Source organism: uncultured Actinomyces sp. (assembly GCF_963526355.1).
Classification (GTDB): Bacteria; Actinomycetota; Actinomycetes; order Actinomycetales; family Actinomycetaceae; genus Actinomyces.
In genome coordinates, this window is the sequence record NZ_CAUROW010000002.1 from 70,216 (window position 1) to 87,957 (window position 17,742).

At 68.0% G+C, this 17,742-nt stretch carries 12 protein-coding genes; 2 read left to right on the top strand and 10 right to left on the bottom strand.

Features of this window, described 5'->3' with window-relative positions:
• Positions 1–23: 23 nt before the first annotated feature.
• The 4 genes from RWR81_RS01465 to arc are packed head-to-tail and all read right to left on the bottom strand — an operon-like array spanning position 24 to position 5,192.
• On the bottom strand, positions 24–1,580 hold the full coding sequence (locus tag RWR81_RS01465) for a proteasome accessory factor PafA2 family protein (protein WP_314453358.1): 1,557 nt from the start codon (positions 1,578–1,580) through the stop codon (positions 24–26).
• Positions 1,577–1,765: a ubiquitin-like protein Pup gene (locus RWR81_RS01470; RefSeq protein ID WP_003786115.1), complete on the bottom strand. Its 189-nt coding sequence runs from the start codon at positions 1,763–1,765 to the stop codon at positions 1,577–1,579. The genes RWR81_RS01465 and RWR81_RS01470 overlap by 4 nt, the downstream gene beginning before the upstream one ends.
• Positions 1,762–3,537, bottom strand: a complete 1,776-nt coding sequence (locus RWR81_RS01475) for a proteasome accessory factor PafA2 family protein (protein ID WP_314453361.1) — start codon at positions 3,535–3,537, stop codon at positions 1,762–1,764. Before RWR81_RS01475 ends, RWR81_RS01470 begins: the two co-directional genes overlap by 4 nt.
• 5 nt (positions 3,538–3,542) lie before the next feature.
• Positions 3,543–5,192, bottom strand: a complete 1,650-nt coding sequence (gene arc / locus RWR81_RS01480; RefSeq protein WP_314453364.1) for a proteasome ATPase — start codon at positions 5,190–5,192, stop codon at positions 3,543–3,545.
• 207 nt (positions 5,193–5,399) lie between these two features.
• Here arc and valS point away from each other — a divergent pair, with 207 nt between their 5' ends.
• Complete coding sequence (gene valS / locus RWR81_RS01485; RefSeq protein ID WP_314453367.1) at positions 5,400–8,231, top strand: valine--tRNA ligase; 2,832 nt, start codon at positions 5,400–5,402, stop codon at positions 8,229–8,231.
• 90 nt (positions 8,232–8,321) lie between these two features.
• On the opposite strand, the gene RWR81_RS01490 is transcribed toward valS, so the two are convergent.
• The 6 genes from RWR81_RS01490 to RWR81_RS01515 all read right to left on the bottom strand — a co-directional run bounded on the left by RWR81_RS01490 (position 8,322) and on the right by RWR81_RS01515 (position 15,543).
• Positions 8,322–9,224, bottom strand: a complete 903-nt coding sequence (locus tag RWR81_RS01490) for a hypothetical protein (RefSeq protein WP_314453370.1) — start codon at positions 9,222–9,224, stop codon at positions 8,322–8,324.
• Positions 9,225–9,303: 79 nt separating this feature from the next.
• The gene (locus RWR81_RS01495; protein ID WP_314453373.1) at positions 9,304–10,317 is read right to left on the bottom strand and encodes a LacI family DNA-binding transcriptional regulator; all 1,014 of its coding nucleotides are present in this window, start codon (positions 10,315–10,317) and stop codon (positions 9,304–9,306) included.
• Positions 10,298–12,049, bottom strand: a complete 1,752-nt coding sequence (locus tag RWR81_RS01500; RefSeq protein WP_314453376.1) for a glycoside hydrolase family 13 protein — start codon at positions 12,047–12,049, stop codon at positions 10,298–10,300. Before RWR81_RS01500 ends, RWR81_RS01495 begins: the two co-directional genes overlap by 20 nt.
• Positions 12,050–12,199: 150 nt before the next feature.
• Positions 12,200–13,063 carry a carbohydrate ABC transporter permease gene (locus RWR81_RS01505; protein WP_314453378.1) on the bottom strand — a complete coding sequence of 288 codons (864 nt, stop codon included), beginning with the start codon at positions 13,061–13,063 and terminating at the stop codon, positions 12,200–12,202.
• A complete protein-coding gene (locus tag RWR81_RS01510; RefSeq protein ID WP_314453380.1) occupies positions 13,060–14,106 on the bottom strand; it encodes a sugar ABC transporter permease in 1,047 nt (348 codons plus the stop codon). The genes RWR81_RS01505 and RWR81_RS01510 overlap by 4 nt, the downstream gene beginning before the upstream one ends.
• Before the next feature lie 141 nt (positions 14,107–14,247).
• The gene (locus tag RWR81_RS01515) at positions 14,248–15,543 is read right to left on the bottom strand and encodes an ABC transporter substrate-binding protein (RefSeq protein ID WP_314453383.1); all 1,296 of its coding nucleotides are present in this window, start codon (positions 15,541–15,543) and stop codon (positions 14,248–14,250) included.
• A 303-nt stretch (positions 15,544–15,846) separates the two neighbouring features.
• On the opposite strand from RWR81_RS01515, the gene RWR81_RS01520 reads away from it, so the two are divergent.
• Complete coding sequence (locus RWR81_RS01520) at positions 15,847–17,739, top strand: AMP-dependent synthetase/ligase (RefSeq protein WP_314453386.1); 1,893 nt, start codon at positions 15,847–15,849, stop codon at positions 17,737–17,739.
• Positions 17,740–17,742: the final 3 nt, after the last annotated feature.

Here is a 17,742-nt window from a genome sequence, read left to right on the forward strand (position 1 = left end):
TCCGGCGCGGCGGACGAAGGAGCCTAGCCCGGGGCCCCCAGGCCTCCGCGTCCCACGAGGTTGATGCGGTGCATCTCCTCAGGGCGCAGGCGCCGCACCTGTTGGGTCAGGGACTGGGCGGCGTCGTTCACGGTCGCCAGGGGGTCGGGTAGGTCGATCGGCGCGGCGGGCGGTGAGTCCAGGCGCAGGCTCTCCCAGGTCACCGAGAAGTCGGCGCCCACCTCCAGGCAGGCCGCCACGAATGCTCCGCGCAGGGCTGCGCGTGTTGCCGGGGGCATGTGGTGGGCGCGCTCGATCTCTGCAGGCTCGCACAGGCGCACCATGGCCCCCTGGGCAACCAGGCGTGGGGCCAGCCCGGTCTCGGCGTTGAGGTCGTGGTAGGCCAGGTCGACCCGCGAGCGCAGCGCGTCCAGCACCTCCCCCGCAAGCTCGGGGTGGCGCTCGCGCTGGGCGCTCATGAGGCGGCGCTTAATCGCCCAGTCGATCTCGGTGTCGATGGAGCCGTCGTCATGGTTGCGCAGCGAGGAGATGACGCGCGGGGCCAGGTCTGTCAGTAGGTGCTCAGCACCACGGAGGAAGTCCGGCACTCCGACCTCGTCCAGGTAGGAGGTGAGGCGTTCCAGGAAGGCCTCCTGAAGGTCGACGGCGCTCAGGCGGCGGCCGTCGACGGTGACGGCCGGGACATCGCCCCAGGGGCTCTCCCCCAGCGCGGACAGTGTGGCCAGCGGGTCGGCCAGGACGAGGTCGGTGAAGTCCCACCCGGCCTCGAGGGCGTCCAGGAGCAGAAGGGTCAGGGCGCTGCGCAGTCCCGTCGTCGGCTCAGCCATGGTGGTGTCGGCGCAGGTGACGTGCAGGCGGCGCAGGCGGGTGGCGTCGGCGTGGGGCTCGTCGCGGGTGTTGACCAGGGCCCGTTGACCGGTGGTGTCGGCCGAGGCCAGGGCCTTGAGGTGCGGGGCGCGCGGTGACAGGCCCCAGGAGGCGTCCTCGCCTTCCGGCCCCTGACCGTCCGAGGCACTGCCGGCAGCGGCCGACTCCAGTGGTCTCCCGGAGCCGACCAGCACGGGGCGGGTGGCCAGGAAGGAGGTGAGCACCGCCATGGTGGCTTCACCTCGCCCAGCATCGGCGCCCTGAGTCCCGGGCGCGTCGTCGAGCAGGTGGCGGGGCACGGAGTAGCTCTCGTGGCAGCCGTAGGTGTGGCCGGCGGAGTCGGTGTTGTTGGCCAGCAGGTGGATGCGGGCGGAAATCCCCTTCTGGGCGAGGCCCGCGGCGGCGCGCTCCGCCATGCCGGCCAGGATCTCGCGCCCGGCCTGGTCCTGGGCCACGAGGTCGCGCACGCGCACGCACTCAGCGGTGGCGTACTCGGGGTGGGCGCCGATGTCGAGGTAGAGGCGCCCGCCGTTGGGCAGGAAGAGGTTGGTGCTGCGGTATCCGGTGGGCCGGTGGCGGAAGATGAGCGCCGCCGCCTGCTCCACGTCCGGCAGGGTGCCCTGCGCCTCACCGGTCTGTCCCACAGAGGCGCACAGGACACCGAACTCGGTCTCCAGGCCGGTGACGCGCGGCCCCGGGGCACTGGTGCTCACTGGCCGCCCTTCTGGACGAAGCCTCGCACGAACTCCTGGGCGTCGACGGCCAGGACGTCGTCGATCATGTCCAGGACCGAGTCCAGGCCCTGGCCCCGTGCAGGCCCGGCGGGGGCGGGCGTCGGGTCATCGTCGGGGGCGGGGTCGTCCTGGCGACTGCGGGAAGGCTGGGCGAACTCACTCATGTCTGCTCTCCTGACAGGGTGGCGGGTGTAGTTACGGGTCCGGTGCCCGGTTCTGGATGGCCGAGACGCTCACCCGTGAGGCGCGTCAGGACCTCGACGACGTCGGTGGTGCCCTCGAGTGCCGGGGACGCGATGGCGCGGGTGAAGGACAAGGGGTCGGTCAGGGGCAGACGACGCTGATCCTTCTCACCGGTCTCCAGCACCATGGAGTGCCAGCCGGCGGCCACCACCTGGCCGGGGAAGGCACCCACGAGCCTACCGCGTAGCCAGGCCCGGGTCGTGGTGGGCGGCTCGCTCAGAGCGGCCTCCAGCATCTGGTCGCCGAGCCCGCTCCTGGCGACGACGCCGGCCGGTACCCGCTCGGACAGGCCTCGCCCGGCCGGGGACAGCTCGGACCAGGCCAGGTCGACGGAGTGGAGGACGTCGCGCCCGCGCGCATCGGGGTGGCGGCGGGCGGTGGCGTCCAGGAGCTGCTTCTTGGCGACCCACTCCAGGTGCCCTGCGGGACCTTCCGAGTCCCCCGGGCCTCCCGCCTCGTCACCCCCGGCGCGCAGGGTCTCGAGCTCGCGCAACGAGGCCTGCCAGAAGGCGAGGATCGCACCGGTCTCGGCTCCGCCGATGTCGGAGCCGTCGGCCAGCGCAGCCAGGTCCGGGTTCAGGGGGTCGCCCGCCGGCGCCGGCGCGGGACGCCCCTGGCCCTTCAGGTGGCCGCGCACCGTCTCGAGGTACTGCTCCAGGATCTCCAGGGCGCTCAGGCGCCGTCCGTCGGCGAGCTCGAGGGCGCCGCGAAGGCGGGTGTCGCGGGATACCTCCCGGGCCTGGGCCACCGGGTCGGCCAGGCGCAGGCGACGCCAGGAGGCCGGGACGCAGTCGGCCAGGACCTGGAGGACCAGGGAGGTCATGCCGAGCTTGAGCCAGGTCATCGTGTCGAAGCAGTTGGCGTCACCAGGCACCAGGTGGAGGCGCCGCCAGCGCTCGGGGTCGGAGTGGGGCTCGTCGCGGGTGTTGACCAGGGGACGGTCCACCGTGGTTCCCAGTCCCACGACCTTCTCGAGGTAGTCGGCCCTCTGACTGATCTGGAAAGCGGCGTCCTGGGAGACGGCGCCAGTGCCGACCCGGCCGGAGCCGACCAGGAGCGGGCGCACCACGAGCAGGGGCACGAGGGCCTGGACAAGGTCGTCGAAGTCGATCGAACGGGGCACGAGGTAGTTCTCGTGGGTGCCGTAGGTGGCACCCTTGCCATCGACGTTGTTCTTGAACAGGCGGGCCGCCGAGCCATGACGGCGCAGTAGCTCGGCCCCCCGGGCCACCAGGAGGTCCCCGGCCCGGTCAGCCAGGGTGGCCTGCGCGGCCCCGGTGCACTCGGGGGTGGCGTACTCGGGGTGGCCGTGGTCCACATAGAGGCGCCCGCCACTGGACAGGCAGGTGGCGGTGCCGCGCTGCCAGGCCTCCTCCTGGGCGGTCAGGCGCGCAACGACGGTGGTGCGCAGGCGCCCGGGGACGGGGCCCTCGACGGATGCGGCTCCCGAGACGTCGGTGAGCATGGAAGGATCGACCGCTGAGCGGTCCACCTCGAAACCGCGGGCGTCACGCAGGGGGTACTCCCCCGAGTAGTCCCAGCGCACACCCGGGCAGCGCCCCTGCTCGCTCTCGGCCTCCAGACAGGCCGCCACGACGTCCTCGGGCTCAGCACCGAGGATGCCGTACTCGGTCTCCAGACCCATGACCGTGACCTCGCGGCCGGGGATCCGCTGAGAGCTCGTCGATGCCACTGTCCTCACTCCTCCCGGGGGCGCTGGAGCACGGTCATGGAGGTCACCGGGGCGCCGCGCCGCCCACTGACGCGGGCCCAGTCGTCGGGGTGGACGGTAGCGGGCAGACCCTCGTTCTCCATGATCTCCTCGATGACGGCGCGGTGCAGGTGCTCCTGCGTCAGACCGCGCCTCCCGCTGGTGACCAGGTCCTTGACCGCCGCCTTCTTGGCCCGATCGACGATGTTGGCGAGCATGGCACCGCTGACGAGGTCGGCGACGTGGAGGATCTCCACCTGTCCGTCGGAGCGGGTGAGCTCGACCATCTCGGTGGCGCGGCGGCGGGCGTAAAGGGCCTCGACCACCTGGTCGATGAGAGCGTCCACCGCTCCCTGCGCGCTGCCGTGGGCGGCCAGGAGCTCCTGGCTGATCGGGAGGTCGGGCGTCAGGTAGGTCGCCAGGATCTCGGCGGCGCCGTCCCGGTCCGGTCGGCCGATACGGATCTTGACGTCCAGGCGCCCCGGTCGCAGGATCGCCGGGTCGATCATGTCCTCCCGGTTGGTGGCCCCGATGACCACGACGTTGTCGAGCTCGTCGACGCCGTCGATCTCAGCGAGCATCTGCGGAACCACGGTGGTCTCCACGTCCGAGGACCGCCCGGACCCGCGAGTGCGGAACAGGGAGTCCATCTCATCGAAGAAGACGACGACGGGGACCCCGGTGGCGGCCTTCTCCCGGGCACGGGCGAAGATGACGCGGATGCGCCGCTCGGTCTCCCCCACGTACTTGTCCAGCAGCTGGGGGCCCTTGATGTTGAGGAAGTAGGCCTCGCCCCGGCCACCGGCGCCCAGGGATGCGGCAACCGCCTTGGCGATGAGCGTCTTGCCGCAGCCGGGCGGCCCGTAGAGCAGCACGCCGCGCGGTGGGGTGAGCCGGTGCTCGCGGTAGAGGTCGGGATGCAGGAAGGGCAGCTCGACGGCGTCGCGGATGAGCTCGATCTGCTCACCCAGTCCACCGATGTCCTCATATCCGACGTCGGGCACCTCCTCCAGGACGAGCTCCTCGACCTCGGAGCGCACCACGGGGCGCAGCGCCATGCGCACGGCCAGGTCGGCCACGAGCGCGTCGCCGACCCGGGGGCGGCGGTCGGTCAGGACCGCCGAGAGAGTGAGGACCTGCTCCTCGTCGTGGCGGGCCAGGACCAGGACGGTGCCGTCATCATAGGTCTCCTTGACGGTGACGACCTCGCCGAAGCGCGGCGAGGGGCAGGTGGCGGTGATGACGAGGTGCTCGTTGAGGACGACGTCGTCGCCCGGGTGCAGGGAGGAGGCCACGACGGAGGGCCCCACACCCACCCGGTGGCGCCGCCCGGCGATGGAGACGTCGGCGGTGCGCGCCGTGACGTCTACAGCCAGGACGGTGGCGTGCGCCAGGGGCGGAAGCTGCAGGGCCTTGATGTCCTCATGGAGGGCAGCCAGCTCCTGGCGCGCCGCTCGCAGGGCGTTGGCCAGGTGGGTGTTCTTGCGGCTGAGCACACCGGCATGCTCGGTGAGCTCATGCAGCCGGTCGGTCACGTCCGCACTGACATCTCTGGCAACCTCCGCAGACGGGTTCCTGGAGACACCCAACAGCGTCTCCCCTTCTGAGTCCTTGTACTCCACCGGCTCGTCTTTCATACGCGTCCTCCTTGACTACCGGACTGCCCTGGCCCAGTCCTCATCGACCCTTGCCCTCACTGGTACAAGCGTACCAATCCACAGTCGTTTCGTAACCAGGAACAGCACTCCGGACACGGACGAGCGCCACTGGCCCCTGCTGACCTCTGCCGACCTCACACCGGGCCGTGTCGAGGCCTCCGGCAGCGCCGTGACAGAATCGACCCCATGTCTGAGACCCCCACGAGCCCCACCGCTCCCCCGTTATCGTCCAGCCGTCTGCTGCCCTCCGAGCCTCACGGCCCGCGAGTGCCGGCCAAGGTGTCGACCGACGGCCTGGAGACCACCTGGGGCGAGCGCTGGGAGTCCGAGGGGACCTACGCCTTCGACCGCAGCGCCGAGCGCGCGGAGGTCTTCTCCATCGACACCCCGCCACCGACGGTCTCCGGCTCCCTGCACGTGGGGCACGTCTTCTCCTACACCCACACCGACACGGTGGCCCGCTTCCAGCGCATGCGCGGCAAGGCGGTGTTCTACCCCATGGGCTGGGACGACAACGGCCTGCCCACCGAACGCCGCGTCCAGAACTACTTCGGGGTGCGCTGCGACCCCTCCCTGCCCTACGACCCGGACTTCACCCCGCCGCACACCGGTGGCGAGGGCAAGTCGATCAAGGCCCGCGACCAGGTGCCGGTCTCGCGTCGCAACTTCGTCGAGCTGTGCGAGCTCCTCACGGTCGAGGACGAGAAGCAGTTCGAGGCCCTGTGGCGCCGGCTCGGCCTGAGCGTGGACTGGTCGCACACCTACCAGACCATTGGTGAGCGAGCCTGCAAGGTCGCCCAGACCGCCTTCCTGCGCAACCTTGAGCGTGGTGAGGCCTACCAGGCGGCGGCACCCGGCCTGTGGGACGTCACTTTCCAGACGGCGGTGGCCCAGGCCGAGCTGGAGTCTCGCGAGTACCCCGGCTTCTACCACCGTCTGGCCTTCCACATCGTCGATGAGGAGGCCGCCGCCAAGGCCGAGGCCGCCGGCGCCCCGGTGGAGAACGGCGTCGACGTATGCATCGAGACCACCCGCCCCGAGCTGCTGCCCGCCTGCGTGGCCCTGGTGGCCCACCCCGACGACGAGCGCTACCAGCCCCTGTTCGGCACCAGGGTCTCCTCCCCCGTATTCGGCGTCGAGGTGCCGGTCCTGCCGCACCCGGCCGCGGAGAAGGACAAGGGCGCCGGCATCGCCATGTGCTGCACCTTCGGTGACACCACGGACATCGACTGGTGGCGCGACCTGCAGCTGCCGCTGCGCGCCATCCTGCGCAAGGACGGGCGCATCGAGACCGAGACGCCCGAGTGGATCACCTCCGAGGCGGGCCGCGAGATGTATGAGGCAATGGCCGGCAAGACCGCCTTCTCCGCCCGCGAGGCCCTCGTGGCCCGTCTGGCGCAGACCGGTGAGATGCGCGGTGAGCCCACCAAGACTGTGCGTCAGACGAACTTCTTCGAGAAGGGCGACAAGCCCCTGGAGATCGTCACCTCCCGCCAGTGGTACATCCGCAACGGCGGCAAGAAGTGGACGAACCCGGCCTCCGGCACCGACCTGCGCGACGAGCTGCTCGAGCGCGGCCGCGAGCTCGATTTCCACCCCGACTTCATGCGCGTGCGCTACGAGAACTGGGTGCGGGGCCTCAACAACGACTGGCTGGTCTCGCGCCAGCGCTTCTTCGGCGTCCCCTTCCCGCTGTGGTACAAGGTCGGCTCCGACGGCGAGGTCGACTACGACGCGGTCCTGACCCCGGACGAGTCCGAGCTGCCGGTGGACCCCTCCTCCGACGTCCCGGCCGGCTACACCGAGGACCAGCGCGGCAGGCCCGGCGGCTTCGTCGGCGAGCTCGACATCATGGACACCTGGGCCACCTCCTCCCTGTCGCCCCAGCTGGCCTCGGGATGGCTGAGCGATGAGGACCTCTTCGGGCGGGTCTACCCAATGGACCTGCGCCCGCAGGGTCAGGACATCATTCGCACCTGGCTGTTCACCTCGGTGGTGCGCGCCGATCTGGAGTTCGCGGCCTTGCCGTGGCGGAATGCCGGCCTGTCCGGCTGGATCCTGGACTCCGACCACAAGAAGATGTCCAAGTCGAAGGGCAATGTGGTCACCCCCATGGGCCTGCTGGAGCAGTACGGCTCCGACGCCGTGCGCTACTGGGCCAGCTCGGCGCGCCTGGGCCTGGACGCGGCCTTCGAGGAGACCCAGATCAAGATCGGCCGCCGCCTGGCCATCAAGGTCCTCAACGCCTCCAAGTTCGCCCTGTCCATGGGGATCCCCTGGGACGCCGACGAGGCCACCGTGGCCGCGGCACCCGCCCCCTGCCTGGACGCCTCGGTGGTCAGCGAGCCGATCGACCGCGCGGTCCTGGCCGCGCTGGCCGACGTCGTCGACACTGCCACGGCGGCCTTCGAGGAGTTCGGGCACGCACGCGCCCTGGAGGTCACCGAATCCTTCTTCTGGACCTTCTGCGACGACTACATCGAGCTGGTCAAGGACCGTGCCAACGACTTCGACGGCTCTCACGAGCCCGAGGCCGTCCGCTCGGCGCGGGCGACGCTGGCGATCGCGGTGGACACCTTCGTGCGTCTGCTGGCCCCCTTCCTGCCGTTTGCCACCGAGGAGGTGTGGAGCTGGTACCGCAGCAGCTCGGTGCACCGGGCGGCCTGGCCGCAGTCAGTCGGCCTGCGTGAGGCCTCCGCCGGGGCCGACGCCGAACTGGTCGCCCGCGCCGGAACCGCCCTGGCGGCGCTACGCAAGGTGAAGTCGGAGGCAAAGACGAGCCAGAAGACGCCGATCCTCTCGGTGACGCTGGCTGTCGCCGCCGACCGGCCCGAGTACGCCGAGGCCATCGAGGCGGTGCGTGCGGACCTGACGGAGGCCGCCAAGGTCACCGGCCCCTTCACCGTCGAGCAGGCCGCCCAGGCGGCGGACTCCGAGTCGGCCGACGGAGCCGCACTGGTGACGGTCACGGCCGCCGAGCTCGGCGAGGCCCCGGCCAAGCCGGCCAAGAAGAAGTGAACCGCTAGCAACCGGTCTTCTGACGAACGGTGGCGCCATCCCAGGGCGGGGCGGCGTCACCGTCGTCGTTCTAGGACGCACCGGACAGGCTCACGGATCGGTTCTCGCCTCGAGTCTCAACAGGATCCGGTACTCGATGAGGACGATGACCACGGCAGCCAGCAGGGCCGCAAGCACGTCGATGCGGCTCTGAGTCACGCAGTCATGGGAGTAGAAGGGGATGAGCCGGGAGTCGAGCGAGTCGAAACGTTCCCCGTTACAACTCAGTGTGCTGCCCCCGAAGTCGTCCAGGATGCGGGCATTGCCCACCGTGTACGCCCAGGCGAAACCGACCGCCAGAGCGAAGATACCGCTATACCGCGGCCAGGCGAGGCCACGGGGCAGATGGGCACGGCCCCGCCAGGACAGCACCATCGCGATGACGGTGATGAGGGCGAACACGATGCTCAGTCCTAGCGCCATCAGGTCGGCGCGGTGGCGGATGTCATCGGGAGGGCTGGGACGCGCCGGATCGACGATCTCGTCACGAACCACGGTGTAGCCGTCGGCATCGTTCCCGGTGAGGGCGAGGATGTGGAGGTTCGTCTCCACACTGGTCGTGCCGGAACCGTCTGCGTAGGTCTTGGACGTGGAGACCTCGGCTATCACATGGACGCTGTCGTCATCCTGGTAGGTGGCCCTGATGCGCTTGACCTCGCTCGTTGCAGAGGTCGCCGGAATGCCGTCTTGAGCCAGCCGCTCACGCAGATCGCGGATGGTCGTCTCGGCCCGTGTGGGCGGAGAAGCCTCGGTGGAGGCCTCCGTATCGGTCCACTCGGCGTCCAGCACCGCCTGATGCTCCCTGATAGCCGTCAGGACCCGGCCGGGGTCGGGTTTGTCCCGCACCGCCTCCTGGATCCTGGGGATCAGCCACGGGAGTAAGGCCAGGCAGACCACGGCCACGCTCAGAAGGACGATCAGAGTGTTGACCACGCGGGTCCTGCTCCGCGTCATCCCTTCTCCTTCAACGCCGCACCCTCACCGTCGAGTCTGGCAGATCATGCGACGATCCGGGTGGTTTCGCATCTGCCCCTCAACCCCAGTAGTGTGCCGTGGAACCACGGTCATTCAGCACTGCGGACATGAGCGTGCTGCGTTCGGCCGGATCGGGTTCTCCCCTCAGACGGGTCAGCAGCAGGGTTCCGACGGCGGTTCCCATCGACTCACGGTCCACACTCAACTCACTGAAGGCCTCCCCCTGCCGCCCGCGGTACTCCGTGACCCCGAGTGTGAGCACGGACAGGTCAGCAGGAATGGACAGTCCGTGGGCGTGTGCCGCGCAGGCAAGTCCCATGCAGGCGGCCGGGTTGTTGGAGATGACGGCGGTGCACCCCTCCACCAGGCCTCCTGCCCCCACGACGTCACTGCCGGCCAGTGCCAGCTCCGGCACCTGATGCACCAGGACGTCCATCCCCAGGTCATCGGCAGCCCGCAGGAGCTCACGGGCCTGGTCCTGGCGTGCATGGGAGTCGTCATGTGCGGTCTCCCGCATGAGCGCAATGACACGCCGGTGCCCGAGGCCGGCCAGGTGCGACACCGCCGCGTGTGCCATCTGTGCGAAGTCGGTGTCAACGCACGGGGTACCTCCACTGAGACCTGAGGATCCGATGAGGACGGCGGGGATCCTCTCCTCCAGGAGCATCTTCTCGCGCTCGTCGCCCTGGGCCACGTCCATGAGGACGACCCCTCCCAGGGAGCCTGAGCGGACAAGCGCATGCAGCTCGGTCAGCGGTGCCGAGGAGGTCATGACCGGGATGACGACCTGGATCCCGCTGGGTTCCAGGGCCCGGCGCACTCCGTCGACGTAGTCGAGGTCGTTGGCATCGATGGTCGAGCGCTGACGCCGAAACAGGACCCCCACAGTACGCAGCAGCGGGGAGGCCAGTGATCGGGCAGCGGTGTTGGGGTGATAGTCGAGCTCACGCACGGCCCGCATGACCCGTTCGCGTGTGCTGGAACGCGTCGAGCGCTGGCCGGTCAGGACATAGGTGACGGTCGATGGCGACACCCCCGCCGCCCTGGCCACGTCAGCGCGGGTCGCCGCCATCGGGTCCTCCGGCGGGCAGATCCAGCCAACAGGCGCCGTTGGGCGGCAGGACGACGGCACCCGCATCACCCCTGTCATCCTGGTGCCAGGAGGTGAGCAGCAGGCTACCGGAGCCCTTGAGAGTCACCGGCTGCTCGGCGGTGTTGAGGGCGACGCCGGTGCTGCCGTTGCGCAGGTGCAGGACCCCGGGCTCAGCCGGAAGCCACTCCACTGAACCACGCCCGAGCCGGCGCTCTCGGCGCAGGGCGATGGCCCTCCGGTACAGGCTGAGGGTGGAGTCCTCGTGTCCCTCCTGGGCCTCCGGCGAGTAGCTGCCCCACCCCTCGGGCTGGGGCAGCCAGGTGCGGCCGGTGGTGCTGTAACCGTAGGAGACCCCGTCCCGTGTCCAGGGCAGGGGAACCCGGCAGCCATCGCGCCCCGTCACGAGGTGGTCGGTGCGCTCCCACAGGGGGTCCTGGCGGGCCTCATCCTCCATGGTGGTGTGCTCGGGCAGCCCCAGCTCCTCACCCTGGTAGAGGTAGGCGCTGCCGGGCAGGCCCAGCATGAACAGGGTGGCGGCGCGGGCCCGGGCCAGGCCGAGTTCGGCGTCGGGCTGGGGGTCCTTCGGCCCGATCCCAGGATCGGTGTCCATCTCGGCGGGGTAGGCCAGGCGGGAGGCGTGGCGCACGACGTCGTGGTTGGACAGTACCCAGGTGGCCGGAGCCCCAACGGCACCGTACTCGGTCAGGGAGACGTCGATGACCCGGCGCAGCTCGACGGCGTCCCACCCGGCGTCCAGGAAGGGGAAGTTGAAGGCCTGGCTCATCTCGTCGGCGCGCACGTACAGGGCGGCATCCGCCTCGGTGGGCACCCAGGCCTCGGCAACCATGAGGATGTCCGTTCCCATCTCATCCAGCACGCGGCGCCACTCGCGGTAGATGTCGTGGACCCCGGGCTGGTTGAAGGCGGGGCCAACGTCAGGAAGGTTTTCACTCCCGCCCCCGCCCTCGGCGCCGACGACGTTCCACCGGTCCGGACCGAGGTCGTCGTCGGGCAGCCCCTCGGCCTTGACCAGGCCGTGGGCAACGTCCACACGGAATCCGTCGATGCCGCGCCTCACCCAGAAGCGCAGGAAGGAGCGGAAGTGCTCGTGGACGTCCTCGTTGGACCAGTTGAAGTCGGGCTGCTCGGCCGCGAACAGGTGCAGGTAGTACCAGTCCCGGTCCTCGCTTCGCCCAGTGAGGGGCTCCACTGGTTGCCAGGCGGGGCCCCCGAACAGCGAGCCCCAGTTGTTCGGGGCGCCGTTGACGCTGTGGCGGAAGATGTAGCGGTCACGCTCTGGGGAACCAGGACCCGCCGCCAGAGCGGCCTGGAACCACTCGTGCCGGTCGGAGGAGTGGTTGGGGACCAGATCTATGACCACCCGGATGCCGGCTTGATGGAGATCGGCGATGAGAGCGTCAAGATCCTCCAGGGACCCGTACTCAGGGGCCAGGTCGAAGTAGTCGGAGACATCGTAGCCGGCGTCTACCTGGGGCGAGGGGTAGAAGGGTGAGAGCCACACGGCGTCGACTCCAAGCGCGGTTAAGTGGTCGACGTGCTCACGGATTCCCTGGATATCGCCGATTCCGTCGCCATTGGCGTCGGCGAAGGAGCGTGGATAGATCTGGTAGACAACGGCGTCGCGCCACCAGGCGTCAGTGTCTGTTCGCGGCGGGAGGTTCTGGGAGCGGGAGTCATCGGTTGAGGTCATAGGTGGGTCCTGATCGGGCCGCGGTGCTGCGGCGAGGTGAGGGCGAGGAGGTCAGATGTCCTCTGCGGGGCGGCTTGGTGCTGCCACCCCGCAGAGAGACGCTGTGACGTGCGAACCCTATAGCGGTTCGGGCCGCAGCCGGCGTCGGCGCTACTGCTTGAGGCCGCCGGCGGCCAGACCCGCCACGATGCGGCGCTGGAAGAGGAGCACCATGAGGACCAGCGGCAGCGTCATGATGACACCGGCCGCCATCTGGGATCCGAAGGGCGTGTTGAACTGGGACGCGCCGGTGAACTTCGATAGCAGCACCGTGGCCGGCTGCATACTGGGATTGGTGATCATGGTGACCGCGACGAGGAACTCGTTCCAGGCACCGATGAAGATAATGATGGCGGTGGTGAAGATCCCCGGTGCCGCCAGCGGGAGGATGACCTTGCGGAAGGCCTGGCCGGGGGTGCACCCGTCAACCATGGCGGACTGCTCGAGCTCCTGGGGCATTTGCCGGAAGAAGCTCGTCAGGTTCCACACGGCCAGGGGCAGGGAGAAGGACAGATCAGGAACGATCATCGCCTGGTAGGTGTCCGTCCACCCCCATTCGGAGAAGTTCTTCAACAGGGGCACGATAATGGCTACCAGAGGGAACATCGAGGTCGCGATGACCAGCAGCAGGAGAAGGCCTTTCCCCCGGAAGCTCAGACGAGCGAGTGCGTAGGCCGTGAAAGTCGCTACCAGGAGGGCGACGACCGTCACGACGATCGAGACGATGAGTGAGTTGATGAGTCCGTTTCCGAAGTCATTCTTCGAGGAGAAGACCGCCTTGTAGTTCTCAAAGGAGACGTGCTGAGGCCACCAGCTGTTATCGAAGATCTCCTTGTCAGGACGCAGGGAGGACACCAGCATCCAGTAGAAGGGCGCCAGGCAGTAGATGACGATGAGGGCGATGCCGACGATGGAGAAGATGTTCCCCCAGTTCCTCTTGGTCTTGCGGACCGGTGCGGCGGTGGAGGTGCTCATGCCTGCTGACTCCTTTCAGTAGCCGTCCGAGGGGCAGGAGTAGAGGAGCCGGAGCGTTTGAAGAAGGCGCTGACCGGCAGCTTGCGCTCATTGCGCTTGCGTCGAGCCTCATCGTTGCCGCTGAGGTCGGTGTTGGTGATCTTCAGGAACGCGACGGCGAAGACGAAGACGTAGAGGAACAGGATGAGGGCGTAGGCCGCGGCACTGCCATACCTCAGGTTGGAGGCCTCATCCTGGACGAGCATGGAGAGGGTCTCCACGCTGTCCTTCCTGGGACCGATGAGGATGTAGGGCAGGTCGAACATGCGCAGGGCGTCCAGGGCGCGGAAGAGAACCGCCACCACGAGCACGGGCTTGACCAGAGGCAGGGTGATGGAGGTGAAACGCCTCCAGGCGCTCGCACCGTCGATCTTGGCCGCCTCGTAGACCTCGTCGGGGATGAGCTGAAGCCCGGCCAGAGTGAGCAGTCCGATGTAGGGGGCCGTCTTCCACACGTCGGCGATGATGATGGCCATCTTCGCGCTGAACCCGCCCGAGGCCCACATGATGTGTTGCCCCAGAATGGCATTGGCGACGCCTTTCTGGTTGAAGATCCAGCCCCACAGGATGGCGGAGACGGCTGTGGGGATCGCCCAGGGCACGAGGATGGAGGCGCGCACAATACCGCGGCCCTTCATCGCCCTGTGCATGATGAGCGCCATGGCCACACCGAGAATGGTCTCCAGGGCGACTGTTACCACTCCGAACAGTGTCGTGTTGTAGGCGGCAGTCCAGAAGCGGCCACCGGCCTCGGTGAAGATATCGGTGTAGTTCCTCATCCCGATGAACGGCTCGGTGTCGGAGACGAAGCCCGTCTCCGGGTCCACCCCCGCCTTGCCGAACATGGATTGCTGGAGTGACTGGAAAATAGGTATCAGGATGACAATCGTCAGGACCAGAACGGTCGGTGTGATGAGCAACCAGGCGAGCCGCGCCTGAGCCTTGGCGTTCTTGGACTGACGATTGACGGCCTTTGAGGAAGAAGGAAGCGTCGTTGTACTCATGGATTTCCTTGATTGGGTTGCCGAGACCGTGAGGGAAAGCGCAGCCGCCACGAGGACGACGGAAACAACACGGCGCCCGGCGGGGCGGCGCGCTTTCCCACAAAAGAACCGCGACGTATCATCGGCCCACAGAGGGTTGCTTCAGGACTCCAGCTTCTTCAGCTCCTCCTCCAAGGAGACGATGGCGTCCTTCGGTGACTTGCTGCCCGGATTCTGGATCACCGGGTAGATGGCGTTCTGAATCGCCGCAGTCACATCCCCGTAGAGGACCGCATGCGGACGGCTCTTGGCATTCTTGAGACTCTCCCGGAGGATGGTCAGGTAGGGGAACTTCTGCAGCAGTTCAGCGTCCTCGTAGAGCGACCCGAGAACCGGCGCGAGGGTCTGAGTGTCCAGGGCGTACTTCTCGGATTCCTTGCTGATCCACCACTTGACGAACTTCAGGGCGGTGGCCTTGTTCTTCGAGCCCTGAGTGATGGCGCAGTTGTGCCCGCCCAGGGTGGGGACAAAGGGCTTGCCGTCAATGCTCGGCAGCGCGGCGACATCGAACTTGTCCGTCCCCAGTGCCTCAAGGTTGTTGGCGTACTGGTAGGGCCACTGACGATAGAAGAGAAGGTTGCCGGCCTCAAAGGCGTTACGGCCGTCCTCCTCCTTCCACTCCAAGGACTCCTTGGGAATGTATCCCTGGGAGAAGCCGTCGACGAGCCACTGGACACCCTTGATGGACTCCTGTGAGTTGACGACCACCTTACTGTCATCGCTGTAGAAGTCGCCACCAGCGGTATGGATGAACTCGGCAGCGTTGCAGGTGAGTCCCTCGTACTTGGCGAACTGGCCGCCGAATCCGCCGATGGACTCATGCCCCGGCAGGGCCCTGACCGCATCAATGGCGGCCTTCACCTCGTCCCAGGTCTTGGGGACCGCGACGCCGGCCTCCGCCAGGAAGTCCTTGCGGTAGAACATCACCGGGGCATCCGTCTTGTACGGAACGGCGAAGAGCTTGTCCTTGTAGACTCCGGTCTGCCAGACGGGCTCGATGATGTCGTCATTCTTGAGCTCATCCTCGGGAAGCTCAACGATCCAGCGATTGGCGGCGAACTCGGAGACCCAGACATTGTCCACCGAGATGACGTCATAAGTGCTGGAGTTGGTCTTGGCGTTGTCGATGAGAGAAGTGCGCTGCTGGTCGGCCTCGGAGGAGAGCTCGATGAGCTTGACCTGCTCATCGGGGTTGGCCTTGTTCCACTCATCGATACGAGCCTGAACCTTGCCGGCAGAGTTGTCCTTGCCCTGGACCCAGGTGATCGGACCGGTGCCCTCGAAGGACACGGGTCCGCTGTCAGTGCCGCCGCTCTTCTTCGAGCAGGAGGCCGTGGCCGCCAGGGCGGTAGCCAGGATCGACCCCTGCATGAACTGGCGGCGGGGAAGGCGTGTCATGTGTGTTTCCTCCTTGAAACCATTGCTGGCCCCTCTTTCACATGAGACCAGGCTGTCGACGCGCGTCGACTCGAACATGTAACTCACGTTACACACCGGTAACCGGGCCGTCAATACATTTCGACTTCGTGATCCCTCGTCCTTTGAGAGGAACTCTCACGCCGACCACGTCCCACCCGACATCGCCGCCGCACGGACTCCACGAGATCGCCGCACACCGCCTGTGAAAACCTCCACAGCCGTCCCCCGGATCTCTCACCTCAATGGAACGTCGCCTCTCCATCGGCCTGACACAATGAGATCGTGAGCTCTCACCCCTCCTCATCCCCAGGCACCGGCACCAGGTCGCCGCGCTACCCCGGCCACATGACCGGCGGGGTCTCCAGCACCGAGATCCCCTTCCAGCCCGAGGCGCACTGGTCGGTTCCGTGGCTGCTCGCCGACCGCATCGCCCGCAGCGGCGACAAGCCGCTCGTGGCCCGCAAGTCCTCCGTGTCAGGCGACTGGCAGGAGGTCTCGGCCCGTGCCTTTGGTGAGGAGGTCGCCCATGTGGCCGCGGGCCTCATCGGCATGGGTCTTGAGGCGGGCAGCGCCGTCGGCATCATGGCGCACACCTCCTATGACTGGTTCCTGCTGGACATGGCCATCGCCCGTGCGGGCCTGATCTCCGTCCCCATCTACGAGACGAGCTCGGCTGAGCAGGTCGAGTGGATCGTCACCGACTCCGACGTGTGCCTGGTCATCACTGAGAGCGGCACGCTGGCCGAGCTCGTACGTGGCGCCGTCGCCGACGTCGAGCACCCGGTGAAGGTTCTCGCACTGGACTCCGACGCCATCACGACGATCGTTCAGGCCGGTTCGGGAGTCAGCCCCTCGCAGGTCGATCAGCGCTCCAACGCCCTCAAGGTCGACGACATCTACTCCATCATCTACACCTCGGGCACCACCGGCCGTCCCAAGGGTGTGGAGCTCACCCACCGCAACGCCGTCGGTGTCCCCTACCACGGGGTACGCTACCTGTCCGGCGTCCTGTGGGGCAGTAATGTGCGACTGCTGCTGTTCCTGCCGCTGGCCCACGTCTACGCCCGCTGCCTCCAGCTGCTGTCCCTGGCCGGCGAGGGCGTACTGGGGCACACCCCCGACGTCAAGACGCTCCTGCCGGACCTGCAGTCCTTCGCTCCCTCCTACGTCTTGGCCGTGCCGCGCGTCCTGGAGAAGATCTACAACGCCGCCGACGCCAAGGCCGGAGGCGGTGCCAGGCTCAAGCTGTTCCGCTGGGCCGCCAAGGTCGCCATCACCTACTCCCGGGCCCTGGACACCCCGGCCGGCCCCTCCCGCTCCCTGCGGCGGGCGCACGTGGTCGCCGACCGCCTGGTGTTCCGTAGGATCCGGGCCCTCCTGGGATCCAACGCCCGATTCATCGTCTCCGGCGGCGGTCCCCTGGGTCAGCGCCTGGGCCACTTCTACCGAGGTCTGGGACTGGTTGTGCTGGAGGGCTACGGCCTGACCGAGACGATCGGTCCGATCAGTGTCAACGCCGACTGGCTCAACAAGATCGGCACCGTCGGCCCGCCCGTGTGCGGCAACGAGATCCGCATCGGAGAGGACGACGAGATTCAGGTCCGTGGCCTGGGCGTCTTCTCCACCTACCACAAGAACCCCAAGGCGACGCAGGAGTCCTTCACGGCGGACGGCTGGTTCCGCACCGGCGACATCGGTGCTCTCGACGACGACGGTTACCTGCGCATCACCGGGCGCAAGAAGGAGCTCATCGTCACCGCCGGCGGCAAGAACGTCGCCCCCACCCAGCTCGAGGACCGGCTGCGCGGCCACCCGCTCATCAGCCAGGTGCTCGTCGTCGGTGACGGAGAGCCCTTCATCTCCGCGCTCATCACGCTGGACAAGGAGATGCTCCCCCAGTGGCTGCGCAACCACGGGCTGCCGGCGATGGACGTCGTCGAGGCGTCCGCCCACCCACAGGTGCTCGCCGCTCTGGACCGGGCCGTGACACGCACGAACCGCGCGGTCTCCCGGGCCGAGTCGATCCGCACCTTCCGGGTACTGACCACTGATTTCACCGAGGCCAACGGCCTGCTCACGCCCTCGCTGAAGGTCAAACGCGGCCCGGTGATGGAGGCACATGCCGAGGTCATCGCGGACATCTACTCCTCCACGCGCAAGGGACCGCAGGAGTAAGAG

Bases quoted from the DNA above. Each gene is read 5' to 3' on its own strand.
- RWR81_RS01470 (WP_003786115.1), bottom strand. From the start codon at position 1,765: ATGAGTGAGTTCGCCCAGCCTTCCCGCAGTCGCCAGGACGACCCCGCC.
- arc (WP_314453364.1), bottom strand. From the start codon at position 5,192: ATGAAAGACGAGCCGGTGGAGTACAAGGACTCAGAAGGGGAGACGCTG.
- valS (WP_314453367.1), top strand. From the start codon at position 5,400: ATGTCTGAGACCCCCACGAGCCCCACCGCTCCCCCGTTATCGTCCAGC.
- RWR81_RS01490 (WP_314453370.1), bottom strand. From the start codon at position 9,224: ATGACGCGGAGCAGGACCCGCGTGGTCAACACTCTGATCGTCCTTCTG.
- RWR81_RS01495 (WP_314453373.1), bottom strand. From the start codon at position 10,317: ATGGCGGCGACCCGCGCTGACGTGGCCAGGGCGGCGGGGGTGTCGCCA.
- RWR81_RS01500 (WP_314453376.1), bottom strand. From the start codon at position 12,049: ATGACCTCAACCGATGACTCCCGCTCCCAGAACCTCCCGCCGCGAACA.
- RWR81_RS01505 (WP_314453378.1), bottom strand. From the start codon at position 13,063: ATGAGCACCTCCACCGCCGCACCGGTCCGCAAGACCAAGAGGAACTGG.
- RWR81_RS01510 (WP_314453380.1), bottom strand. From the start codon at position 14,106: ATGAGTACAACGACGCTTCCTTCTTCCTCAAAGGCCGTCAATCGTCAG.
- RWR81_RS01515 (WP_314453383.1), bottom strand. From the start codon at position 15,543: ATGACACGCCTTCCCCGCCGCCAGTTCATGCAGGGGTCGATCCTGGCT.